Source organism: Streptomyces sp. NPDC050842 (assembly GCF_044456565.1).
Lineage (GTDB): Bacteria > Actinomycetota > Actinomycetes > Streptomycetales > Streptomycetaceae > Streptomyces.
Window position 1 is genome coordinate 71768 of the sequence record NZ_JBITGA010000014.1, and the last position, 23663, is coordinate 95430.

The 23663-nt window shown below is 72.2% G+C and carries 22 protein-coding genes; 12 read left to right on the plus strand and 10 right to left on the minus strand.

Features of this window, described 5'->3' with window-relative positions; genetic code table 11:
* Positions 1–83 precede the first annotated feature (83 nt).
* Positions 84–977 carry a S1 family peptidase gene (locus tag ACIBG6_RS35660; protein WP_399226884.1) on the plus strand — a complete coding sequence of 298 codons (894 nt, stop codon included), beginning with the start codon at positions 84–86 and terminating at the stop codon, positions 975–977.
* Positions 978–1311: 334 nt separating this feature from the next.
* Here ACIBG6_RS35660 and ACIBG6_RS35665 read toward each other — a convergent pair whose 3' ends face one another.
* Positions 1312–2349, minus strand: coding sequence for a DUF3533 domain-containing protein (locus ACIBG6_RS35665; protein ID WP_399226886.1), 1038 nt, complete (start codon positions 2347–2349; stop codon positions 1312–1314).
* Positions 2350–2553: 204 nt separating this feature from the next.
* Here ACIBG6_RS35665 and ACIBG6_RS35670 point away from each other — a divergent pair, with 204 nt between their 5' ends.
* The 4 genes from ACIBG6_RS35670 (at position 2554) to ACIBG6_RS35685 (ending at position 9127) form a co-directional block, all read left to right on the plus strand.
* Positions 2554–6063 (plus strand): DNA polymerase III subunit alpha, encoded by a 3510-nt coding sequence (locus tag ACIBG6_RS35670; RefSeq protein ID WP_399226888.1) that lies wholly within the window; start codon positions 2554–2556, stop codon positions 6061–6063.
* Positions 6060–7019, plus strand: a complete 960-nt coding sequence (locus ACIBG6_RS35675; protein ID WP_399226889.1) for a DNA polymerase thumb domain-containing protein — start codon at positions 6060–6062, stop codon at positions 7017–7019. Before ACIBG6_RS35670 ends, ACIBG6_RS35675 begins: the two co-directional genes overlap by 4 nt.
* A gap of 341 nt (positions 7020–7360) precedes the next feature.
* Positions 7361–8248: an esterase/lipase family protein gene (locus ACIBG6_RS35680; RefSeq protein ID WP_399226890.1), complete on the plus strand. Its 888-nt coding sequence runs from the start codon at positions 7361–7363 to the stop codon at positions 8246–8248.
* A gap of 126 nt (positions 8249–8374) precedes the next feature.
* Positions 8375–9127: a D-Ala-D-Ala carboxypeptidase family metallohydrolase gene (locus tag ACIBG6_RS35685; protein WP_399226891.1), complete on the plus strand. Its 753-nt coding sequence runs from the start codon at positions 8375–8377 to the stop codon at positions 9125–9127.
* 6 nt (positions 9128–9133) lie between these two features.
* Here the strand turns inward: ACIBG6_RS35685 and ACIBG6_RS35690 are convergent, their stop codons facing one another.
* Together ACIBG6_RS35690 and ACIBG6_RS35695 are read right to left on the minus strand one after the other, a co-directional pair.
* Positions 9134–10153 carry a lytic polysaccharide monooxygenase gene (locus tag ACIBG6_RS35690; RefSeq protein WP_399226892.1) on the minus strand — a complete coding sequence of 340 codons (1020 nt, stop codon included), beginning with the start codon at positions 10151–10153 and terminating at the stop codon, positions 9134–9136.
* Between the two features lie 168 nt (positions 10154–10321).
* Positions 10322–10990, minus strand: coding sequence for a response regulator (locus ACIBG6_RS35695; protein WP_317593995.1), 669 nt, complete (start codon positions 10988–10990; stop codon positions 10322–10324).
* Positions 10991–11123: 133 nt separating this feature from the next.
* Between ACIBG6_RS35695 and ACIBG6_RS35700 the strand changes: the two genes are divergently transcribed.
* From ACIBG6_RS35700 to ACIBG6_RS35720, 5 genes are all read left to right on the plus strand, one after another.
* Positions 11124–12107: a Bug family tripartite tricarboxylate transporter substrate binding protein gene (locus ACIBG6_RS35700; RefSeq protein WP_399226894.1), complete on the plus strand. Its 984-nt coding sequence runs from the start codon at positions 11124–11126 to the stop codon at positions 12105–12107.
* A complete protein-coding gene (locus ACIBG6_RS35705; RefSeq protein WP_399226895.1) occupies positions 12104–12610 on the plus strand; it encodes a tripartite tricarboxylate transporter TctB family protein in 507 nt (168 codons plus the stop codon). The genes ACIBG6_RS35700 and ACIBG6_RS35705 overlap by 4 nt, the downstream gene beginning before the upstream one ends.
* A 3-nt stretch (positions 12611–12613) precedes the next feature.
* On the plus strand, positions 12614–14110 hold the full coding sequence (locus ACIBG6_RS35710; RefSeq protein ID WP_399226896.1) for a tripartite tricarboxylate transporter permease: 1497 nt from the start codon (positions 12614–12616) through the stop codon (positions 14108–14110).
* Complete coding sequence (locus ACIBG6_RS35715) at positions 14107–14571, plus strand: GNAT family N-acetyltransferase (RefSeq protein WP_399226897.1); 465 nt, start codon at positions 14107–14109, stop codon at positions 14569–14571. Before ACIBG6_RS35710 ends, ACIBG6_RS35715 begins: the two co-directional genes overlap by 4 nt.
* 87 nt (positions 14572–14658) lie before the next feature.
* Positions 14659–15078, plus strand: coding sequence for a DUF6299 family protein (locus tag ACIBG6_RS35720; RefSeq protein ID WP_399226898.1), 420 nt, complete (start codon positions 14659–14661; stop codon positions 15076–15078).
* Positions 15079–15124: 46 nt separating this feature from the next.
* On the opposite strand, the gene ACIBG6_RS35725 is transcribed toward ACIBG6_RS35720, so the two are convergent.
* Together ACIBG6_RS35725 and ACIBG6_RS35730 are read right to left on the minus strand one after the other, a co-directional pair.
* A complete protein-coding gene (locus ACIBG6_RS35725; RefSeq protein ID WP_399226900.1) occupies positions 15125–15622 on the minus strand; it encodes a DUF402 domain-containing protein in 498 nt (165 codons plus the stop codon).
* Positions 15603–16526 (minus strand): GNAT family N-acetyltransferase, encoded by a 924-nt coding sequence (locus ACIBG6_RS35730; protein WP_399226901.1) that lies wholly within the window; start codon positions 16524–16526, stop codon positions 15603–15605. The genes ACIBG6_RS35725 and ACIBG6_RS35730 overlap by 20 nt, the downstream gene beginning before the upstream one ends.
* A 73-nt stretch (positions 16527–16599) precedes the next feature.
* Between ACIBG6_RS35730 and ACIBG6_RS35735 the strand changes: the two genes are divergently transcribed.
* Positions 16600–16974, plus strand: coding sequence for a GntR family transcriptional regulator (locus ACIBG6_RS35735; protein ID WP_399226903.1), 375 nt, complete (start codon positions 16600–16602; stop codon positions 16972–16974).
* A 101-nt stretch (positions 16975–17075) separates the two neighbouring features.
* On the opposite strand, the gene ACIBG6_RS35740 is transcribed toward ACIBG6_RS35735, so the two are convergent.
* The 4 genes from ACIBG6_RS35740 to ACIBG6_RS35755 form a co-directional block, all read right to left on the minus strand.
* Positions 17076–18194 (minus strand): DUF5925 domain-containing protein, encoded by a 1119-nt coding sequence (locus tag ACIBG6_RS35740; RefSeq protein WP_399226905.1) that lies wholly within the window; start codon positions 18192–18194, stop codon positions 17076–17078.
* A 102-nt stretch (positions 18195–18296) separates the two neighbouring features.
* On the minus strand, positions 18297–19061 hold the full coding sequence (locus ACIBG6_RS35745) for a polysaccharide deacetylase family protein (protein WP_399226983.1): 765 nt from the start codon (positions 19059–19061) through the stop codon (positions 18297–18299).
* Between the two features lie 50 nt (positions 19062–19111).
* Positions 19112–20218, minus strand: coding sequence for a glycosyltransferase family 2 protein (locus tag ACIBG6_RS35750; protein ID WP_399226906.1), 1107 nt, complete (start codon positions 20216–20218; stop codon positions 19112–19114).
* Entirely contained in the window at positions 20215–21045 is an 831-nt protein-coding gene (locus ACIBG6_RS35755; RefSeq protein ID WP_317601816.1) for a glycosyltransferase family 2 protein, read from the minus strand. Before ACIBG6_RS35755 ends, ACIBG6_RS35750 begins: the two co-directional genes overlap by 4 nt.
* Before the next feature lie 660 nt (positions 21046–21705).
* Here ACIBG6_RS35755 and ACIBG6_RS35760 point away from each other — a divergent pair.
* The gene (locus tag ACIBG6_RS35760) at positions 21706–22512 is read left to right on the plus strand and encodes an SGNH/GDSL hydrolase family protein (protein ID WP_399226908.1); all 807 of its coding nucleotides are present in this window, start codon (positions 21706–21708) and stop codon (positions 22510–22512) included.
* On the opposite strand, the gene ACIBG6_RS35765 is transcribed toward ACIBG6_RS35760, so the two are convergent.
* Positions 22496–23491 (minus strand): protein kinase, encoded by a 996-nt coding sequence (locus tag ACIBG6_RS35765; RefSeq protein ID WP_399226909.1) that lies wholly within the window; start codon positions 23489–23491, stop codon positions 22496–22498. The two genes, ACIBG6_RS35760 and ACIBG6_RS35765, sit on opposite strands and share 17 nt — an antisense overlap.
* Positions 23492–23663: the final 172 nt, after the last annotated feature.

Consider the following 23663-nt stretch of genomic DNA (forward strand, 5'->3'; position numbering starts at 1 on the left):
GGCCCAAGGCACCCCCTGGGGCCGCGCCTCACGGGCCCGACCCCCCACGGCGGGCCCCCGATTCCCCTCTGGAGGAACGAGAAGTGAGGACCACGCGCACCACCCCCACGAGAACCGTCCGGATGCTCGCCGTCGCCGCCGGACTCGCCGCCGTCGCGGCGCTCGCCGTCCCCACCGCGAGCGCCGACTCCACGCAGGCCTTCGGCGCGGACCGGCTCGCGGCGGCGAGCGACGCCGTGCTCGCCGCCGACGTGGCCGGCACCGCCTGGCACGTCGACACCGCCACCGGCGCGGTCGTCGTCACCGCCGACTCCACGGTCTCCGCCGCCGAGATCGCGAAGATCAAGCGGCAGGCCGGCGCCGACGCGGGCGCGATCCGTGTCGAGCGGACCCCCGGGAAGTTCACCAAACTGATCTCCGGCGGCGACGCGATCTACGCCGACGGGGGCTGGCGCTGCTCCCTGGGCTTCAACGTCCGGGACAGCGCGGGCGCCTACTACTTCCTCACCGCCGGTCACTGCACCGACGGCGCGGGCACCTGGTACTCCAACTCCTCGCGGTCGACCGTCCTCGGCTCCACCGCCGGGTCGAGCTTCCCGACCAACGACTACGGCATCGTCCGCTACACCAACTCCTCGGTCACCAAGTCCGGCACGGTCGGCAGTGTGGACATCACCAGCGCCGCCAATGCCACGGTCGGCATGTCGGTCACCCGCCGGGGCTCCACCACCGGCACCCACAGCGGCTCGGTGACCGGCCTCAACGCCACCGTGAACTACGGCGGCGGCGACATCGTCTACGGCATGATCCGCACGAACGTCTGCGCCGAGCCGGGCGACTCCGGCGGCCCGCTCTACTCCGGCAGCCGGGCCATCGGCCTCACCTCGGGCGGCAGCGGCAACTGCTCCTCGGGCGGCACGACCTTCTTCCAGCCGGTGACGGAGGCGCTGAACGCGTACGGCGTCAGCGTCTTCTAGGCAGCACGGCGGACGGGGGCCGGAATCCTCTCGTGAATTCGTTCACAAGAGGACTTCCGGCCCCTCCCTCCGGGCCCTTTTCCGGACCTTTTCGCAGGTCATCGGGTGTCGAATGGAGACATCAGAGAGAAAAAGGGACCCGAAGAAGGAGTACCTGCCATGGAGGCCGAGGAGATGGTGGACGGACTGGTCCAGGGCGCGCTCGCGGCGCTCGACCGGTTCGAGACCTTCGACCAGGAGCAGGTCGACCACATCGTCCTGGCGTGAAGGTCCTGACGCGAAGGTCCTGGCGTGACGAAGGCCCCCGCCGCGGCGGGGGCCTTCTCCGCGTGCCTTACGGGCGGGCCTCGCCCAGCTCCTCCGCGATCGGCTCCGACTCGGGCTTGCGCTTCAGCGAGGACATCACCAGGGTGACGGCGGCGCCGACGACCGCCCAGGCCGAGAGGACCAGCATCGAGGAGGTCATGTCGTTGCCCTTGAAGTACGCGATCGAGCGCGCCGCCCAGGTACCGGCGCCCGGCGGCAGGGCGGGGCCGATCGCCTTCCAGAACGGGGGCAGCATCGGCAGCGGGAAGGCGCCGCCCGCGCTCGGGTTGCCCGCGACCACGATGAGGAGGATCGCCAGGCCGATGCCGACGATCCCGAAGACCGACTGCAGGGCGAGCGTGGCGGCGCCGACGGCGAAGACGACCAGGGTGCCCAGGCCCCACAGGGCGGCGATGCTGCCGGGCAGGGCGCCCAGGATCGGTCCGACGATGATCGCGCCGCCGAGGCCGCCGAGGATCGCGTAGAGCGCCAGGACGCCGAGGCGGATGATCGCGCGCTCGCGGTTCGCGGGCCGGGAGCCCGCGCTGATCGCCAGGATCGCGGCGCAGATGTAGCCGCCGACGCACCAGCCGACGACGAGGTAGAAGGCGGAGAGTCCGTCGAAGTCCTCCGGCGACGCGGGGGCCACGTCGACCGTCCGCACGGTGCGCTGCTGGGTCGCCTCCACCGTGGTGAGGATCGTCTCCAGGGCGGAGGAGAGCACGGTGCCGCCGCCGGAGGCGACGAGCAGGGTGTCGGTGCGGCCGGTCGGGTCGACGAGGAGGGCCCCGTCGATGTCCCGGTTCAGGATCTGGTTCCGCGCCTCGGCCTCGTCGGTGACGGCCCGGGGGTCGAGCGGGGCGCCGGGGAGCTGGTCCAGCTGCCCGACGAGCTGCGTGGAGACCGCTGGGGGTGCGACGACGCCGAAGGGTACGTCCGTCGGCTTCGGGTGGTGCAGGGCCCCGACGTACGAGGTGATGAACAGGAGCTGGAGGGCGAAGACGCCGACGACGAGCAGGGCGGCTCGGGGGGTGACGGCGCTTTTCAGTTCATCGACGAGGCTCATGCCCCCCAGGTTCGGGGGAGGCGGGTGTTTCCGCAGGTGGGAGGGGTCCGAATGGCTGACCTGGGCAGGGGTGGGGTGTCCTCCGGGTGTCCCGGGGGTGTCCCGCGCACCGGTTATCGTACGGACGTTCGAAATGGGCTAGGGTGGGAGCGAGGGGGTGGGAACGTACGTACGAATTCGATGCGGGAGTGCGGGAGGTGCGCCATGCCGGGATTCACGCACCTGCACACCGCGTCGGGCTACTCCCTGCGCTACGGGGCCTCGCACCCCGAACGGCTGGCGAAGCGCGCCGCCGAGCGGGGCATGGACGCGCTCGCCCTGACCGACCGCGACACCCTCTCCGGCGCGGTCCGCTTCGCGAAGGCGTGCGCGAAGGAGGGCGTCCGCCCCCTGTTCGGCGTGGACCTCGCCTACGAGGTGGCGGAGCCGGCGGACGACGCGGGCCCGGGCTCCGCTCGCCGGGTGCCCGTCCGGGGCGGCGCCTTCGTCGACGAGTCCGCGCCGCGCGCCCTCTTCCTCGCCCGCTCCCGCGCCGGCTGGGCCTCCCTCTGCGCCATGATCACCGCCGCCCATGCCGGGGGCGGTGCGAGTGGTGCGGGCGGGACAGGCAGGACGGGCGGTGCGGGTGGGGCAGGCGGGATGGGCGGTACGGGCGGGCGGCCCCTGCTGCCCTGGACCGCCGGGCACGACGAGGGCCTGATCGTGCTGCTCGGCCCCGCGTCCGACGTCGGCCGCGCCCTCGCCGCGGGCCGCCCCGACCGGGCCGCCCGGCTGCTCGCCCCCTGGCGCGAGCGGTACGGCGACGCGCTGCGCCTGGAGGCCGTCCACCACGGCCGTACCGGCACCGGCCCCGGATCCCTGCGGCTCGCCGCCCGTACCGTCGGCTTCGCCGCCGAGCAGGGCGTCCCGCCCGTCCTCGCCAACGCCGTCCGCTACGCCGACCCCGGCCAGGGGTCCGCCGCCGACGTCCTCGACTCCGCCCGCCGCCTCGTCCCGATCGACCCCCGCAAGGAGCTCGACAGCGGAGAGGCCTGGCTCAAGGGCCCCGAAGGCCCCGACGGCATGCCGGCCGTCGCCGAGCTGATCGTCGAGGCCGCCGGCTTCCGCCGGGACGCCGCCCACCGGCTGCTCGACCGGACCGCGGCGGTCGCCGCCGACTGCCTGGTCGACCCCGAGGACGACCTCGGCATCGGCTCCGCGCACTTCCCGGAGCCGTACCTCGTCGGCGCCGAGCACCGCACCGCCCAGCGCGTCCTCGCCTCCCGGGCCGCCGCCGGCATGATCCTCAAGGGGTACGAGAAGCGTCGCGCCTACTGGGACCGCATGCACCGCGAGCTGGACGTCATCGCCCACCACGGATTCGCCACCTACTTCCTGACGGTCGCTCAAGTCGTCGACGACGTACGGGACATGGGGATACGGGTCGCCGCCCGCGGCTCCGGCGCCGGCTCCCTCGTCAACCACCTCCTCGGCATCGCCCACGCCGACCCGATCGAGCACGGCCTGCTCATGGAGCGCTTCCTGTCCAAGCGCCGCACCGCCCTGCCCGACATCGACGTCGACGTGGAGTCCGCCCGCCGCCTGGAGGTGTACCGGGCGATCATCGGCCGCTTCGGCACCGAGCGCGTCGCCACCGTCTCCATGCCCGAGACCTACCGGGTCCGCCACGCGGTACGGGACGTCGGCGCGGCCCTCTCCCTCGACCCGGCCGAGACCGACCGGATCGCCAAGGCCTTCCCGCACATCCGCGCCCGGGACGCGCTCGCCGCCCTCGACGAACTGCCCGAACTGCGCGAACTCGCGGGGGAGCGGGGCAAGTACGGCCGGCTCTGGGAGCTGGTCGAGGCGCTCGACGCCCTCCCGCGCGGCATCGCCATGCACCCCTGCGGGGTGCTGCTCTCGGACGCCTCGCTGCTCACCCGCACCCCCGTGGTGCCGACCAGCGGCGAGGGATTCCCCATGTCCCAGTTCGACAAGGAGGACGTGGAGGACCTCGGGCTGCTCAAGCTCGACGTCCTCGGCGTGCGCATGCAGTCCGCGATGGCCCACGCCGTCACCGAGGTCGAGCGTGCCACCGGCGCCCGGCCGGACATCGACGCGATCCCGGAGGGCGACCCCGAGACGTACCGGCTCATCCGCTCCACCGAGACCCTCGGCTGCTTCCAGATCGAGTCCCCGGGCCAGCGCGACCTCGTCGGCCGGCTCCAGCCCGCGACCTTCCACGACCTCGTCGTCGACATCTCGCTCTTCCGGCCCGGGCCGGTCGCCGCCGACATGGTCCGCCCCTTCATCGAGGCCCGGCACGGCCGCGCTCCCGTCCGCTACCCGCACCCCGATCTGGAGGGACCGCTGAAGGAGACGTACGGCGTGGTCGTCTTCCACGAGCAGATCATCGAGATCGTCCGGATCATGACCGGCTGCCGCCGCGACGAGGCCGACCAGGTGCGGCGCGGGCTCTCGGACCCCGGGTCGCAGGGCCGGATCAAGGCCTGGTTCGCGCAACAGGCCTCGGCGCGCGGGTACGACACCGAGGTCGTCGCCCGCACCTGGGAGATCGTGGAGGCCTTCGGCTCGTACGGCTTCTGCAAGGCGCACGCGGTGGCCTTCGCCGTACCGACCTACCAGTCGGCCTGGCTCAAGGCGCACCACCCGGCGGCCTTCTACGCGGGGCTGCTCACCCACGACCCCGGCATGTACCCCAAGCGGCTGCTGCTCGCGGACGCGCGGCGGCGCGGGGTGCCGGTGCTGCCGCTGGACGTGAACCGCTCGGCGGTCGCCCACCGTATCGAACTGGTGTCCGATCAGCCGGTGGTGTGGGGGCTCCGGCTCGGCCTCGCCGACGTCCACGGCATCGGCGAGACCGAGAGCGCCCGCATCGAGGCCGGACAGCCCTACGCCTCCCTGCTCGACTTCTGGGAGCGGGCCCGCCCGCGCACCCCCGTCGCCGAACGGCTCGCCCAGGTCGGCGCGTTGGACGCCTTCGGCGCCAACCGCCGCGACCTGCTGCTCCACCTCACCGAACTCCGGCGCATCCACCGGGGAGCCGCCTCCCACGGCGGCCAACTCCCGCTCGCCCAGGGCGGGAAGACCGCTCCCGTCGGCCTGCCCGACCTCGACGACACGGAACGCCTCAGCGCCGAGCTCGGCATCCTCGGCATGGACACCTCCCGCCACCTCATGGACGACCACCACGCCTTCCTCCGCGAACTCGGCGTCGTCTCCGCCCAGCGGCTGCGCGACACCCCCCACGGCCGGACCGTCCTGGTCGCGGGCGCCAAGGCCGCCACCCAGACCCCGCCGATCCGCTCCGGGAAACGGGTCATCTTCAGCACACTCGACGACGGTACGGGCCTGGTCGACCTCGCCTTCTTCGACGACGCCCACGAGCGGTGCGCCCACACCGTCTTCCATTCCTGGCTGCTCCTCGTCCGGGGCGTCGTGCAGCGGCGCGGCCCGCGCAGCCTCAGCGTGGTCGGCTCGGCCGCCTGGAACCTCGCCGAACTGGTCGAACTGCGGGCGTCCGGCGGTCTGGAGGCGGTGGGGGCACGGCTCGCGGAGCCCGTACCGACCGGAGGGGACGGCGACTCCGGCCGCCGCATCACGATGCCCACCGGCTACGAGATGAACCCCTGGGCCGACCTCCGGCCGGCCGGCGAAGGCGCGACGCAGCCGCCCAGGAAGCTCTGGCACAGCAGCCCGGGGAGCGCGGGATGATCCTCTGCGTACGCTTCCGCCTCGAACCGATGTGGGAAGCCCTGCTGCCCCAACTGGTCGAACTCCTCGGCGAGTTCACCCCGACGGTCGAGGTGGCCCCGCCCTCCGAGGTGCTCGCCGACGTGCGCGGCGCGCTGCGCTACTTCGACCGGAGCCCCGCCGAGCTCGCCTCGGTGATCCGGGTCAGGGCGCTCGCCCTGTACGGAGTCGACTGTGTCATCGGTGCCGGGCCCAACCCCATGCTGGCCAGGATGGCGGCCCGCGAGGCCCGGCCCGGCGTGACCCTCGTCGTCGAGGACCCGGCCGCCTTCCTGCGCGACCGGCCGGTCGTCGCGCTCGACGGCGTCGGCCGCACCACCGCCCGTACCCTCTGCGGCTACGGGCTCGACTCCGTCGGCCGGGTCGCCGACGCGCCGCTCGGCGTGCTCCAGCGGCTCGTCGGCGCGAAGACCGGCCGCGAGCTGTGGGAACGGGCGCGAGGCATCGACCGCACCCCCGTCGTCCCGAACGCGGTCTCCCGGTCGGCGGCGGCCGAACGCTCCTTCCCGCACGACGAGATCGACCGGACGGAACAGCGCCGGGCCCTCCTCTCGCTCGCCGAGGAGCTGGGCACCCGGCTGCGCACGGAGGAGCAGGTCTGCCGCTCGCTCGCGCTCACCGTGCGGTACGCGGACCGGAGCACGACGACCCGGAGCCGTACCCTGCCCGAACCGACCGCCCACTCGGCGGCGCTCGTCTCCCTCGCGTACGCGCTCCACGACTCCCTCGGCCTCCAGCGGGCCCGGGTACGGGGCATCGCGCTACGCGCCGAGGGGCTGTCGGGTGCCGAGGGGGCCGCGCACCAGCTGTCCCTGGACCCGTCGGACGAGAAGGCCCGACGGATCGAGGCGGTGGCGGACCGGGCGCGGGCGAAGTTCGGACCGAGGGCGGTGCTGCCGGGCTCACTGGTGGCCTGATCTCGCTCGTACCCACGGCTCGTGACGACACCTCACTTTTTACCGACGCGTAACTTCCCAGCCAAGGCTACCCGTGCGTAGCTTGGCTGAAGCGCATCCCCACCGCGCATCCCCACTTGTGGTCCGGGCCGCAGGGCTTAGGGGGTGCCTTGTCGATCATGCCGGGCTCGCGGGGTCTGGCACCGCGCCTCGCCGCGTTGTCGTCGGTCGCCAACGCTCCGCGTTGACTCCCTCCTCCGCCTTGCGATGCACGGCACCAGACCCCGCTCCCTGATCAGGCCTGACCGGCAAGGCACCCCCAGCACCCCCACCATCCCCTTGAGCCGCAAGGAGATCGCCCGATGCTGCCCCGGAAATCCCTGAAGTCCTGGACGCACGCCGTCAGAGCGCTGTCCGTCCTGCTGCTGACCGCCGCCGCCACGCTCGCTCCCACCGCCACCGCCTCGGCCCAGACGGAGACCGTCACCTCCAGTCGTGGCTGGAACGACTTCTCCTGCAAGCCCTCCGCCGCGCACCCGCGCCCGGTCGTCCTCGTCCACGGCACCTTCGGGAACTCCGTCGACAACTGGCTGGTCCTCGCGCCGTACCTGGTCAACCGCGGGTACTGCGTCTTCTCGCTCGACTACGGCCAGCTGCCGAACGTGCCCTTCTTCCACGGCCTCGGCCCCATCGCGAAGTCCGCCGAGCAGCTCGACGCGTACGTGGACCGGGTCCTGGCCGCGACCGGCGCCCCCGAGGCGGACCTCGTCGGACACTCGCAGGGCGGCATGATGCCCCGCTGGTACCTCAAGTTCCTCGGCGGAGCCGACAAGGTGAACGCGCTCGTCGGGATCGCCCCCGACAACCACGGCACCACCCTCCTCGGCCTCACCAAGCTCCTGCCGTACTTCCCCGGGGCCGAGGACCTGATCAGCTCCACGACCCCGGGCCTCGCCGACCAGATCGCCGGCTCGCCGTTCATCACCAAGCTCAACGAGGGCGGCGACACCGTCCCCGGGGTCCGCTACCACGTCATCGCGACCCAGTACGACGAGGTGGTCACCCCGTACCGCTCGCAGTTCCTGTCCGGCCCGAACGTCACCAACGTCCTCATCCAGGACAAGTGCGCGCTCGACCTCTCGGAGCACGTGGCGATCGGCACGGTGGACCGGGTCACCTTCCACGAGGTGGCCAACGCCCTCGACCCGGCCCGCGCGACCCCGACCACCTGCCTGTCGGTGATCGGCTAGGGCTCCCGCCATTGGGCCGACAAATGACGCTCGTCAGGTGTGGTTGACGCGCGTCGACGGGGCGGCCAGTCTCGGGGGTGGCCCGGCCACGGGTCACCCCCGGTCTTGTGAGGCAATGGAGGCTCGATGCCCCGCCGTACCGCACATTCCAAGCCCGTCCGCCTTCTCCTATCGATTGTCATGCTCATGGCTTCCGTGGTGGGCGGGGTGGTGGCGACCGCCGGTACCGCTCACGCGGACGGCTGCTACACCTGGTCGCGCACCCTCTCCGAAGGAGCCTCCGGCTCCGATGTGACGCAACTGCAGATCCGGGTCGCCGGCTACCCCGGCTACGGCGCCGTCCTCGCGATCGACGGGGCCTACGGCCCCGGGACCGCCGCGGCCGTCAAACGCTTCCAGGCCGCCTACGGGCTGGCCGCCGACGGTGTCGCGGGCCCCGCGACCTTCAGCAAGATCTACAGCCTTCAGGACGACGACTGCACGCCGATCCACTTCACCTACGCCGAGCTGAACAACTGCAACACCACCTGGGCGGGCGGCGCGGTGAGCGCCACCACCGCCAAGTCCAACGCGCTGCGCACCATGTGGAAGCTGGAGGCCCTCCGCCACGCGCTCGGTGACCAGTCCATCCGCGTCACCAGCGGGTTCCGCAGCCACGCGTGCAACGACGCGGTGGGCGGAGCCTCGTCGAGCCGTCATCTGTACGGTGACGCGGCCGACCTGGGCTCCGGCCCCCACTCGCTGTGCCGCCTGGCCCAGCAGGCCCGCAACCACGGCTTCAACGGCATCCTCGGGCCCGGCTATCCCGGCCACAGCGACCACACCCACGTCGACCACCGCGCCGGTCGCTTCTGGTCGGCCTCGGGCTGCGGAATCTGACAGACCCTATCGGTGGGTCCGGCGTCGCCGGGCCGTCCCGAAGAGCACGGCCGCACCGAGCGCGAGCACGGCGGCGCCACCGACCGCGAGGTACGGGGTGGTGGCGTCGCCCCCGGTCTCGGCCAGGAGCTCCCCGGAACCGGAACCGGAACCGGCGGCCGGGGCAGGCGCGTTGGGAGTCTCGGCAGCGGCCTCGGTCGGGGCCTCGGCGGCGGGGGTGGTGGCCGTCTCCTCGGCCGACCGCGTGGACTCAGGAGCGGCCGCCGTCTGCTCCGCCCCGGTCGACGGGTCGGCGTCCCCGTGCCCGCCGTGCTCGACGGAGGACTCGTCCTTCCCGTCCTCGATCTGCTCCTCGCTCGGAGCGGAAGCGGTCGGCGCGGGGGCGGTCCCGCCGCTCTCCTCCCCGAACACCACGTCCGAGCAGGTGTAGAACGCCTCGGGGGAGTCGGAGCGCTGCCAGATCGAGTAGATCAGGTGACGGCCCGACTTCTTCGGCACCGTCCCCTCGAAGACGTAGTCGCCGTTCTCCATCCGCGGGTCGGTGACCGTCGCGAACGGCTTCTCCTCCAGGTCCGACCACGCCAGCGGCTTCGACGGGTCGTACCCGTCCTTCGTCACGTACAGCTCGAACGAGCCCCGGTGCGGGGCGGTCCCCTTGTAACGGAAGGTGTGCGCCCCGGAGCCCAGGGCGCTCGCCGGCCAGTCGGCCCGCGCCAGGTCGAGCCCCCGGTACTTGTCGTTGCCCGCGCTGCACAGCTTGCCGTCCGGGATCAGCTCCCGGTGCTTCCCGGCGGCGTTCGCGATGTTCACCGCGTTCCAGTCGTAGAACGCCTGAGCCCCGCTCGCCGCCACCGCGGCCTGACAGGCCGCCGACCGCGGAGACTCGGGCCCCTCCGCGTAACAGGCCGAGACCCGGCTCACCGGATCCGTCATCGACCCGTGCGCGAACGCGGGCCCGGACGCGAGCCCGGACAGGCCCAGCAGCGCGGTTGCGGTGACGGCCGCGGCCGTACGGCGAGAAGTCATGGGGGGACAGCTCCTTCACGAGGGTGGGGCGTGGGGGGTTGGCAAGGAAACTAGCCGCCCGGACCCGCGAAAAAGCCGGTGAGGAGGGGGAGATGGCGATCCTTAGGGCCGCTTTAAGGCGGACGTAAGAAGCTCCTGAGAAACCAGTGTCCGAGGCCGTCCTCGGTGTCAGCCCAGGCGGCGGTAGCGGCGTTCCGGGCGGCCTGTGCCGCCGTAGCGGAGGGTGATCTCCGCGCGGCCCGTCTGGGCGAAGTACTCCAGGTAGCGGCGGGCGCTGACGCGGGAGAGGGCGCCGGCTTCCGCGCATTCCGTTGCCGAGAGGCCCTCCGGGTGGGCGCGGAGGACCGAGTCGACCAGGTCGGCCGTGTGGGCGGCGAGGCCCTTCGGGAGTTCGCGGGAGCCGCGCGGGCGGGTGCCGAAGATCTGGTCCACGTCCTCCTGGCGGGCCTCGTCGAGGTCGTCGAGGCGGCTGCGCAGCGAGGCCACGTGGCGCAGCTGCTCGTGGAGCGCCGCCTGGCTGAACGGCTTGATCAGATAGTGCAGCGCCCCCGCCCGCAGAGCCTCACGGATCGTCGCCACGTCCCGCGCCGCCGTGATGAAGAGCGCGTCCGTGGCCAGGCCCGCCGCGCGCAGCTCGCGCAGCACCTGGATGCCGTCCATGTCCGGCAGGAAGACGTCGAGCAGCACCAGGTCGGGTCGGAGCCGCTCGGCCGCGCGCAGCGCCTCGGCGCCGTTGTGCGCGACCCCGGACACCGTGAAGCCCTCCACCGCCGACACATAGCGGCAGTGCAGCTTGGCGACCATGAAGTCGTCGTCCACCACCAGCACGTTCGTCACCCCGACACGCTAGGTCGCGACCACAACGACCACAACGTCCATTGATTGCGGAAGAGAGACAGCTTCTTCACGTACCGGCAACATGTGGGCCACCTCACACCCCCCTTTCCCTCCTGCCTGAGAGGCGGCACACGTGCGTCTGCGCACTCCCCTCGCTCTCCTCGGGTCGGCGTTGCTGGTCCTCGTCGGTCCGCCGCTGCTCACCAGCGGCAGCGACACCGACACCGGCACGCGGATACCCGGACTGCGCTTCATGGTCCCCAACACCCCCGGCGGCGGATACGACATCACCGCCCGCACGGCCGCCAGGAACGCCGAGGAAGCCGGTCTCACCGGCGACATCGAGGTCTTCAACCTGCCCGGCGCGGGCGGCACCGTCGGCCTCACCCGGCTCGTCGGCGAGCGCGGCAACGGCCGCCTCGCCATGTCCATGGGCCTCGGCGTCGTCGGCGCCGTCCACACCAACAAGACCCCCAGGACCCTCGCCGACACCACCCCGATCGCCCGGCTCACCGAGGAGCAGGACATCGTCGTGGTCGGGAAGGACTCCCCGTACAAGACGATCCAGGAGCTGCTGGCCGTCTGGAAGAAGGATCCCGGGAAGGTGCCCGTCGGCGGCGGGTCCTCGCCCGGCGGGCCCGACCACCTCGCCCCGATGCTGATGGCCCAGGCCGCCGGGATCGCCCCCAAGGACGTCAACTACGTCCCCTTCGACGGCGGCGGCGAACTCCTCGCCTCCATCCTCGGCAACAAGGTCGGCTTCGGCGTCTCCGGCGTCGGCGAGTACCTCGACCAGATCAAGGCGGGCGAGCTGCGCCTCCTCGCCGTCACCGGCCCGAAGCGGGTCCCCGGCCTCGACGCCCCCACGCTCCGCGAGGCCGGACTCGACACCGAGTTCACCAACTGGCGCGGCATCGTCGCACCTCCCGGTCTCTCCGACGCCGAACGCGAGAAGCTCGTCGGCCTCGTCACCGAGCTGCACGACTCGCCGCAGTGGCGCGAGTCCCTCAAGACCCACGGCTGGAACGACGCCTTCCTGCCCGGCGAGGAGTTCGGCACCTTCCTCACCGCACAGGACCGACGCGTCGCCTCCGTCCTCAAGGAGCTCGGCCTGTGACCACCCCACCGAAGGACCGGCTGCGCGGGCGTTCCGAGCTCGGCGTCGGCGCCCTCCTCTTCCTCCTCGGCGTCCTCGTCCTCACCGACGCCCTCACCCTCGACACCGACGTCACCGGCCGCGGCCCCGTCGGCCCCGCCACCGTCCCCCTCGTCGTCGGCTGCGGCCTCCTCGTCGTCGCCGTCCTCCTCACCGTCGACGTCCTGCGCGGCGGCCGCGGCGAGGCCGAGGCCGGCGAGGACGTCGACCTGACCGAGCCCGCCGACTGGCGCACCGTCCTCCTCCTCGCCGGTGTCTTCCTCGCCTTCGCCGTCCTCATCGGCCCCCTCGGCTTCCCCGTGGCCGGCGCCCTCCTCTTCTGGGGAGCGGCCTACGCCCTCGGCAGCCGCCACCTCCACCGCGACCCGCTCATCGCGGCCGCCCTCTCCCTCTTCACCTACGGCGTCTTCGACAAGCTGCTCGGCGTCCCGCTGCCCGGCGGCCCGCTGATGGGAGTGATCTGATCCATGGATTCCCTCTACTCCCTCATCGACGGCTTCGGGACCGCCCTCACCCCGATGAACCTGCTGTGGGCCGCCGTCGGCGTGCTCCTCGGCACCGCCATCGGCGTCCTGCCCGGCATCGGCCCCGCCATGGCCGTCGCCCTGCTGCTCCCGGTGACGTACGGACTCGAACCGACCGGCGCCTTCATCATGTTCGCCGGCATCTACTACGGCGCCATGTTCGGCGGCTCCACGACCTCGATCCTGCTCAACACCCCCGGCGAGAGCGCCGCCGTCGTCGCCGCCATCGAGGGCAATCCGATGGCCAAGGCGGGCCGGGGCGCGCAGGCGCTCGCCGCCGCCGCCATCGGCCACTTCGCCGGCGGCATGATCGGCACGATCCTGCTCGTCGTCCTCGCCCCGACCGTCGCCGCGCTCGCCGTCGACATCGGCGCCCCGGACTACTTCGCCCTCATGGTCCTCGCCTTCATCGCGGTGACCTCCGTCCTCGGCTCCTCCCGCATCCGCGGCCTCGCCTCCCTCCTCATCGGCCTCACGATCGGCCTCGTCGGCCTCGACCAGATGACCGGCCAGCAGCGCCTCACCTTCGGTTCGCTCCAGCTCGCCGACGGCGTCGACGTCGTGATCGTCGCGGTCGGCCTCTTCGCGATCGGCGAGGCCCTGTGGGTCGCCGCGCACCTGCGCCGCACGACGGGCGAGGCCATCCCCGTCGGCCGGCCCTGGCTCGGCAGGGACGACGTGAAGCGGACCTGGAAGTCCTGGCTGCGCGGTCCCTTCATCGGCTTCCCGCTCGGCGCGATCCCGGCCGGCGGCGCCGAGATCCCCACCTTCCTCTCGTACGTCACGGAGAAGCGGCTCTCGAAGCACAAGGAGCAGTTCGGCAAGGGCGCCATCGAGGGCGTCGCGGGACCCGAGTCGGCGGCCTCCGCCTCCGCCGCGGGCACGCTCGTCTCGATGCTCACCCTCGGCCTGCCCACGACCGCCGTCGCCGCCGTGATGCTCGCCGCCTTCCAGCAGTACGGCATCCAGCCCGGCCCCCTGCTCTTCGAGCGGGAACCCGACCTGGTCTGGGGCCTGATCGCCTCGCTCTTCGTCGGCATGGTGCTGCTGCTCGCCCTCAACCTGCCGCTCGCGCCGGTCTGGGCCAAGCTGCTGCGCATCCCGCGCCCGTACCTCTACGCCGGCATCCTCTTCTTCGCCGCCGTCGGCGCGTACGCGGTGGGCGGCGAGGCGCTCGACCTCGTGGTCCTGCTCGTCATCGGGCTCATCGGCCTCGGCATGCGGCGCTACGGACTCCCGGTGCTGCCCGCCGTCATCGGCGTCATCCTCGGACCGGCCGCCGAACAGCAGCTCCGCCGTGCCCTCCAGATCAGCGACGGCTCCCTGACGGGCCTGGTGAACACCCCGTTCTCGGTCACCGTGTACGCCGTCGTCGTGGTCCTGCTCGCCTGGCCGCTGCTGAGGAAGGTGATCATCCGCCGTCGTAACGTGACGGTATGACAGATGCCTTGATCCGCCCGGCGGTCACCGCCGACGTGCCCGCCGTGAAGGCCGTGATCGACGCGGCCTTCCACCCCTACATCGAACGGATCGGTCTCGTGCCGGCCCCGATGGAGGCGGACCACGCGGCGAACGTGGCCGCCGGGCTCGTGTTCGTCACCGGCGATCCGGTACGGGGCCTGGTGGTCGTCGTCCCCGAGGCGGACCACCTCTACCTCGACGCGATCGCCGTCCACCCCGACGCCCGGGGCACGGGACTGGGCCGCGCCCTCCTGCGGTGGGTGGAGGCGCGGGCGCGGCAGCTCGGCCGGCCCGAGGTACGGCTGCTGACCAACGCGATGATGTGGGAGAACCAGAAGCTGTACGAGCGGTACGGCTACGAGGTCGTCGAGCGGCGCGCGGACGGACCGTACGATCGTATCCACTACCGAAAAGTCCTCAACGCGCCCCCAATGGGGTGAGTTTCGGACATCGGGCAGCTTGATCCGGTATCCCTGGCGGGCAGCACCATCCCCCCATCCCCCCATGCCCCCGAAGGGACCCCGCTCATGCGCGTACGCAACTCCCTCGCCGCCCTCGCCGCAGGCATCCTGCTCGCCGCCGCCGTCGCCCCTCTCGCCCACGCGGGAGAGGCCGACGGCCTCTCCGTCCACGGATACGGGACCGTCGCCGCCGACAGCACCGTGACCCTCTCCGGCACATACCGCTGCGTCGACGACACCGCGGGTCCCGTCTTCGTCAGCTCCACCCTCCGCCAGGGGAACCGTTCCGCCGGGATCGGCGGCACCCGGGCCGTCTGCGACGGGCAGGTCCACGAGTGGGTCAACACCTCCGTGGTGAAGGACCCCGCCTACCAGCCAGGCGCCGCCCGGGTCGAGGCCACCCTCGTGCAGCTCACGGCCGGCCCGGCGGGCCTGCCGACGCCCGGCTTCCTCGCGACGGAGCAGTCGGACGTCGAGCTGTACTGACCGCTACCGGCTCTACCGGCTCTACCGGCTCTACCGGTTACGGGCTCTACCGACCCAGCAGGTCGATCAGGCCCTCACGGCCGAGCACTTCGAGCTCGTCGAGGGCCACGACGGCACGGGCCGCCGCCTCCGGGTCGGAGGCGGCGAGGCCGCTCGCCTCGAACTCGTCCTCGTCGAGCCGCAGCACCTCGCTGCCGTCCGCCGACACCCACAGGTCCAGGTCCAGGTCCTCGACCACCACCCCCGAGCCGTCGATCTCGGCCGGCCGGGTGATGTCGCAGTACCAGCCCTTGAGGGTGCCGTCGGCGGACCACACCTCCTTGACCGTGTACCAGCGGTCGCGCCAGTAGTGCTCCACGAAGACGTCGCCCGGTTCGAACCGTACGAAGCCGAAGTCCCGTACCCCCTCGGCGGCCCACGGGGCACGGACCGAGAGCCGGCCGCCCTCCTCCGTGAGGCCCTCCTCCGTGAGCACTTCCGCCGGGTAGCGGATCTTCGTCCGTCCCGCCTTCACCAGGGTGATCTCAACCGATCGTCCGGACATGCCGCACCTCCACCGCGCCGATCTCGTAACCGAACCACTCGTTGATCGCCAGCATCGGCTCGTTGCCGGCATCGTTGCTGGTGAAGGCCTCCACGCAGCCCGCCGCACGGGCCCGGTGCAGGGACGCGTTCTTGGCGAGCTTCGCGAGCCCGCGGCCGCGGAAGGCGGGCGCCGTGCCCGTCATTCCCGAGTTGTACCGGCCGAGCCCGTCCGTCTGCGCCGCGCTGAACGCCGCGGGCACCCCGTCCACCACCGCGACCGTCGTCAGCGCCCGGTCGTGCAGGGGGTGGTTCCAGGTGGTCTCCCGCCAGTGCGCGTAGTCGTCCAGCGAGGCCCCCACGTCACCCGGCTCGTCGGCGGTCGTCACCGCGTCCAGCTCGAAGATCGCCCGCGGATCGGCCGCGAAGTCCGCGGCCGTCAGCAGTTCGACACCGGCCGGCGGCTCCTGGAGCGGCGGCAGTTCGGCCGTCGTCAGGTCGAGACGGAGGAAGTGGGCGGAACGGCTGGGCGCGTAGCCCCGCCGCTCGGCCCACGCGCGGTCCTCCGGCGTGTCCATGACCCAGCTGTACAGGGTCCGCGCGCCCTGCTCCGCGAGGTGCTCCTCGGCGGCGCGCAGCAGCGCCGTCCCGGCACCGAGCCGCTGGCGCGCGGGGTCCACGTACACGTTGACGGAGCCGATGCCGGGCTCCGGCGCGTCGTGGGCGATCCGCTGCTGGACGGTCCCGATGACCTCGCCGTCCTCGGTCACCGCGACGAGCGGCCGCTCGTGGCTGTCGGGGTGGGCGTGCGCCCAGTCGAAGACGAGCTGCTCGGCGGTCACGAGCATGAAGGGCACGGCGGCACGGCGGACCCGGGCGAAACCCTCGGCGTCCTCGGCTCGTACATCACGGACGATCACAGTCATGTGGCCGCACGCTACGGGTGGAGGGTGCGCAGCCGCCTCCCATTTTCCCGCGGGGTGGGGGCAGAATCGGCGCGTGACACTCACCATCGCCGTGGACCACGACTCCACCACCGCTCCGTACGAACAGCTGCGTGCCCAGATCTCGGAGCGGGCCCGGTCGGGCAGACTGCCGGTCGGATACAAGCTGCCGACGGTACGGGGACTCGCGGAGGAACTGGGACTCGCCGCCAACACCGTCGCCAAGGCCTACAAGGCGCTGGAGGCGGACGGAGTGATCGAGACGCGCGGGCGCCACGGGACCTTCGTCGCGGCGGCCGGCGACGCGGCGACCCGCCGGGCCGCCACCGCCGCCGCCCAGTACGCCGAGGAGGCCCGTCGCCTCGGCCTCAGCCGCGAGGCCGCGCAGGCGGCGGTGAGCGAGGCCCTGCGGGCGGCGTACGACAACTGACCGGCCCCTGAGCGGGGCCTTGACCGGGCCCCGCCTTTCACAGGCCCCGCCTCTCCACAGGACCCGCCTCTCCACAGGACCCGCCTCCGCAAGACCCGTCTCTACAGGTAGAGTCCCGCCCCCGCCGTACGGGGTTCCGGGAGTTCCGCCGGGGGCGTGCCGCGGCGCAGCGCGAACAGCTCCGCCAGCGTCGCGCCCTCGCGCGGCACGCCCTCCTCGCGTCCGAGCCAGGTGACGGACTCCGCCCTGGTCAGCGGCCCGACCTCGATCCGCGCCAGACAGCGCCCCGGGCGGACGACGGCCGGGTGGAGCCGCTCCAGGTCCTCGTTGGTGGTGACCCCGACCAGGACGTTACGTCCCTGCCCGAGCAGCCCGTCCGTCAGGTTGAGCAGCCGCGACAGGGCCTGCCCCGCCGTGTGCTTCGCCTCGCCCCGGATCAGCTCGTCGCAGTCCTCCAGGAGCAGCAGCCGCCAGCGGCCCTTCGCCGTGCCCTCGTCCTCCCCGATGGCGATGTCCATCAGATAGCCGACGTCGTTGAACAGCCGCTCAGGGTCCAGGACACAGTCCACCTGGCACCACTCCCGCCAGGACCGGGCCAGGGTCCGCAGCGCGGACGTCTTGCCCGTCCCCGGCGGCCCGTGCAGCAGCAGGAGCCGGCCCGCGATCGACTCCGGGGTCACCGTCATCAGGCGGTCCATGGAATCGGCCACCGGCGCCGAGTAGTTGGGCCGGACCTCGTCCCAGGTCCCGGCGCTGATCTGCCGGGTGGTGCGGTGCGGGCCGCGCCGGGGCGACACGTACCAGAAGCCCATCGTCACGTTCTCCGGCTGCGGTTCCGGCTCGTCCTTCGCCCCGTCGGTCGCCTCCTTGAGGACCCGCTCCGCGAGTTCCGCGTCCGAGGCCGTGACGGTGACGTCCGCGCCGCGGTTCCAGCGGGAGATCAGCAGCGTCCAGCCCTCGCCCTCGGCGAGCACGGCGCTGCGGTCGTCGTCCTTCGCGGCCCGCAGGACCCGGGCGTCCGCGGGAAGGAGCGTCGCCTCGGGCTTGACCCGGTCCAGGGTGGTGCTGTGCGAGTGAGGCTGCTCGCCGGTCGCGAAGCGGCCGAGGAAGAGCGCGTCGACGACGTCGGCCGGCGAGTCGCTGTCGTCGAGGTTGAGCCTGATGGGCAGCGCCCGCTGAGGCTCGGACGGTACCGGTGGGGTGTCAGCCATGGCGCCCATGATCCGGCAACCGGGCATTCCGTGCACCGTGTTTTGAACGGGACGTTCCCCCCGGTCGCCGGTCGCCGGTCGCCGGTCGCCGGTCGCCGGTCCGGCGGTACGTCAGATCCAGTGACCCCGTGCGACGCCCCGGGCGCGCCGGACGAGCGCGTACCCCTTCGTCACGGTCCGGTCCGCCGCGAAGTTCCAGGCGATCGCCCGGCCCTCCACGAGCCGGGTGAACTCCTTGATCCCCGTCGACCGGCGCACGGTGACCCGCTCCAGGGCGTACGGCCCCTGCCCGCGGCAGGCCAGGGCGTTGCCGACGGCGAGCGCCTGCGTGAACCCGGCCTCCCGGACCGTGCGCCTGACCCGCCGGCTGGAGTATCCGTACGGGTACGCGAAGGAGGCCGGGGCGCTGCCGAGCTCCTCGCCGACGATCTCCCGGCAGCGGAGCGTCTCGAAACGCAGCCGCCGCGCGTCGAGCTGGTCGAGCTGCGGATGGGTGTGGCTGTGGCCGCCGATCTCCGTGCCCGCGTCGGCCAGTTCGCGCACCTGCTCCCAGTCGAGCATGGTGTCGAGCGCCCCGCCCTCGTCGTGCTTGCCGCGCAGCCAGCCGGTGGAGACGAAGACGGTGCTCGCGAAGGAGTGCGCGGCGAGCACGGGGAGGGCGTGCCGGTGCACGCCCTCGTATCCGTCGTCGAAGGTGACGAGGAGCGGCCGGGCGGGCAGCGGGCTGCCGGTGCGCCAGGCGTCGGCGAGCGCCGCGGTCGTCAGCGGGGTGAAGCCGCGCTCGGCGACCACCGCCATCTGCGCGGCGAAGGCCTCGGGGGTGACGGAGAGCCCCAGGGTGGCGGGAGCGGGATCCCGGTCGACGGCGTGGTACATGAGGACGGGCACGCCGCGGTTGCGTACGGCGCCGGTCTCCGCCTCCGCGTTCACGAGGCGGCCCCCTCGACGGCGCTGTCCTTGGCCGTACGCTCGTCGGTCGTACGGTCGTCGGTCCTACGGCCAACGGTGGTGCCGTTCCGGGCCGCACCGTCCCCCGCCCGTTCGATCGGTCCCCAGGAGAACGTCGGGTCGCCCCGCCGTGCCCGCAGCGTGCCGAGCGCGTAGCCGCCGGCCGCGACCGTCACCCCGGTCACGATCGCCCCGGCCCGCCCCGCGCCGCCGGACCGGCCGCGCAGCGCGTCGCGCACCCCGCGCAGGACACCGGCGGGCAACACCCTTGTGGTGTAGCGCCGTTCGGACTCCAGCCCCTTCTGCGCGCCGACGCTCCGCGCGACGAGCGCCTTGGAGAGACCCTCGGCGTAGACCCGGGTACGGAAGTAGCCGAAGCGCTCACGGACGGCGGGCACCTTGTGGTGGATGACCGCCCGGTCGTCGATCAGCAGGATCGCCCCGGGCAGTGCCTTGGCGAGCCGGATGCACAGCTCGGTCTCCTCGCCGCCGAGGGGCCGCCGGTCGCCGTCCCGGCCGATGCCGGTGGCGAAGCCGCCCGCCGCGTCGAAGGCGGTGCGGCGGAAGGAGGCGTTGCCGCCGAGGACGTTGCGCACGCGGGCCCGGCCCGGGGGCAGGCCCCGGTACGTACAGCCGACGACCCAGTCGAACTCCTCGGGGAACCAGGTCGGGCGGCGGCCGGAGGCCCAGGCGGGCAGGGTCCGGCCGCCGACGGCCATGACCTCGGGGCCGTCGTAGGCGGCGGCGAAGTGGTGGAGCCAGTCCCGCTCGGCGACGGCGTCGTCGTCGAGGAAGGCCACGAACTCGCCGCGGGCGGCGGAGATCCCGGTGTTGCGGCCGGAGGAGAGGCCGCGGGGGCCCGCGTTGGCGAGCACCCGCACCTCCTCATGGAGCCGCTCGTCCGCGTACTCCTCGGTGAGCCGTTCCAGGAGACGCTCGTTGTGGTCGACCACGAGCAGCGTCTCCAGCGGCGGCAGCGACTGCTTCCGTACGGAGTCGACGGCGGCGAGGATGTCCTCCCACCGCTCCTCCGTGTAGACGCAGATCACCACCGAGAAGCCGTGCGGGGACGTGCGGTCGTTCAAGACACCTCTCCCCGGGGGACGTTGACCGAGAACGCGGCGGGCCGGCGGCGGGCGGCCTTGCGGACGCCCTTCTCCTTCAGGATGACCTTGAGGACCCGGATCCCGTCGCGCACGGCGTTGAGGTTGCTCACGCCGTGGATGCGCAGGTATTCGTGGCTGGGCACTTCCTGGACCTTGAGGCCGGCCTTGACCACCCGGATGTTGATGAGCGTCTCGATCTCGAATCCGGTGCAGTCGAGCGTGACCTTGTCGAGGCAGTGGCGCCAGAAGGCGTTGTAGCCGTAGCAGAGGTCGGTGTAGCGGGCGCCGAACTTGCGGTTGACGAGCGTGCAGAGCGCCCAGTTGCCGAGTCTGCGAATGGTCGTCATGTCGTCCGTGCCGCCGCCGTTGGCGAATCGCGAGCCCTTGGCGAAGTCGGCACCGCCGACGAGAGCGGACACGTAGGAGACGATCTCCTGGCCGTCGGCCGAGCCGTCGGCGTCGACCATGACGATGATGTCGCCGGTGCAGGCGGCGAAGCCGCTGATCAGGGCGTCGCCCTTGCCCTTGCCGACCTGCTTGACCACCTTGACGTCCGGCCAGAGTTCGCGGGCGACGTTCACGGTGTCGTCGGTGGAATTTCCGTCGACGAGGACGACTTCGTGGATCCATTCCGGCAGCGTCTTGAAGACGTACGGAAGATTTTCGGCCTCATTCATCGCGGGAATGACGACACTCACCGGCGGAGTGATCGCCAAATGCGAAGTGATGGCCCGATACTGGGCCGCTATTCGACTCGGCTCGGTCATTTCTTGGCCCGTAGTGGCCGGGCGCAGGAACGAGCTCATGGGTCTGGATTCCCTCTCGTCCGGTGGGCCGCCCACCCCTTGGGCGGTCCGATGGTGTGTCCGGTTCGAAAGGGGGGTGCTCACCTCGCCCGCACAAGATCGACCACAGGGTCGATCCCCTTGCGGGATCGGCGAGTTGGCATGACTGGCCGCGCGGTACCCGCGGCTCGGCGCACGTGCGAACACCGAGCACGGCACCCCCCTACCGCGCCCCGCACCGGAGCCATCGCGACGCTAGAGCCCTCCCCTGAGCCGCTTTGCTTGATGGTCCTGTGTGCGGGTGAGATGTACGACGGTATTGATGAATGGGACTGTATGGCAAGTCCCGGATCTGTGGCCCGCTTTTCCGCAGTTTGGCGAAGCTTCGTCGGTCAGATGCGCAACTGTCCCGATCGGATTCGGTCAATCCGTTTGCATGCAGGGAACAGTGATGCGGGATCACTCTTCTGTGGTTTGTTGTGTGAATGTGTCGCGATCCCGTTCGATCGCACATCGGGACCGGAAGTTCCGCTTCCCGTCGTGGCCGGATCTCGACGGTCGCCACCGGAGGATCGCCTGAGCGGCGCTGGAGTTCATCCCCAGTTTTGACATGAACACTTCCGGTCCGGCGGATCCGATGCTACTACCTGGTAGCGCAGAGATCCTGCTACAGGAGGTTCCATGAGACTGTCCCGCTTCGCGGCCCTTTCGTCCTCGCTCCTGCTCGGCGCCGTCCTCGCCCTCACCGGGGCGAGCGCGGCTCAGGCGGCCGAAACCGCCGCCCTCGACTACGTGGCACTGGGAGACTCGTACTCCTCCGGCGTCGGCGCCGGCAGCTACGACAGCGCCAGTGGCGACTGCAAGCGCTCCACGAAGGCGTTTCCGGTCCTCTGGAAGAACGCCAACGCCCCTTCCTCCTTCGCGTTCACGGCCTGCTCGGGCGCCCGAACGGGTGATGTGACCGCCAATCAGCTCGGCCCCCTCTCCGCCGCCACCGACCTGGTCTCCGTCACGATCGGGGGAAATGACGCCGGATTCGCCGACGTCATGACGACCTGTGTGCTGCAGTCCGAAGCCACCTGTATCAACCGTGTGAATCAGGCCAAGGCGTACGTGGACTCGACGCTGCCCGGCAAGCTCGACTCCGTCTACACGGCCATCAGGAACAAGGCGCCCGCCGCCCGGGTCGTCGTCCTCGGCTACCCGCGCTTCTACAAGCTGGGCGGCAACTGCGTCGCCGGGCTGAGCGAGAGCGAGCGCAGCGCCATCAACGGCGCCTCGGACTACCTCAACGCGGCCGTGGCCAAGCGCGCGGCCGACCACGGCTACACCTTCGCCAGCGTCGTCCCGCCCTTCACCGGCCACGAGATCTGCTCGGGCTCCGCCTGGCTGCACAGCGTCAACTGGCTCAACATCGGCGAGTCCTACCACCCGACCGCCGCCGGCCAGTCGGGCGGCTACCTGCCGTCCTTCAACGGGGCGGTGTAGCCGATCCGTCCCCCGTACCCGTGGAGCCGGGACCGGCCGGAGCGGTGCTCGTCACCCCGCCCGGACCGGGACCGGTGCCCGGTTCCCCGTCCCGTACGAGGTGGTACGTCAACGCCCCTGTGATCAGCAGGGTCCCGATGAGCCCGGCCGCGAGGACCGGGCCCCGGCGGGGCCGTGAGGGTCGCCGGGGCGGAGGCGTGCGGTCCGGCGGAGGTGGCGGACTCCCGGCCCGCGGACCCTCGCCGTCGCCGTCACCGTCTCCTCTCCGTGGTGTGGAGGACTCCACCCTCACGGGTCCCGTGACCCGTGGTGTGCCCCCGGGGGCGATCCGCCGCAGCTCCCGCTCGGCCTGATCCACGGTCAGGGCCGACTCCGGGTCCTCGCTCCGCAGCCGCTCGACCACGGCGGCCAGCGGTCCAGGCCGGCCCCCCGCGGCCACGCCGAGGAGCGCCCCGAGGGACCGCAGGTCCGCCGCCGCGTCCGGCTCGTCCTCCGGCGGCGTGGTGGATTCTGTGCCGAATCCGGTGACGACGACCCGTCCGTCATTGGCGAGCAGGACATGTCCGGGGTCCACGCCCGGGTGAGGGACACCGACCTCGCGCGCCGCCCGGAGCGCGGCGAGGACCTCGGCGCCGACGCGCGCGGCCTCCGGCGGAGGCAGCGGACCGGCGGCCTCCAGCGTCTCGGCGAGGCTGAGGCCGCGGACCAGCTCCATCACGACCCACGGCCGGCCGTCCTCGGCGGCCACGCCGTGCACCGTCACCACCGAGGGGTGGGAGATCCGGGCGGCCGCCCGCGCCGCGCGCTCCAGGCGCGCGTACAGGAGGGGGACTTCGTCGGCCGGGAGCCCGGCCGGTGCGCGGAACTCCTTCAGGGCCACCTCGTGGACGAGCGTCTCGTCGAGGGCGCGCCAGACCGTGGCCGTCGCCCCTTCCGCGAGGACGTCCAGCAGCCGGTAACGACCCGCGATCACCGTCATGGCTCCACGGTAACCGAACGGTGTGCGTCCGACTCCGGTCCGTACGGGACCGGACGAGGGAACGATCTTGGTGGTGGAGATCACATACGTCTCCGTGCCCGGAGGTCGGGGCCCCGGGTGCAGGATGGTTCGTGACGGTTCGACAGGTGTTCGATGCCTGTCCAACTCACCC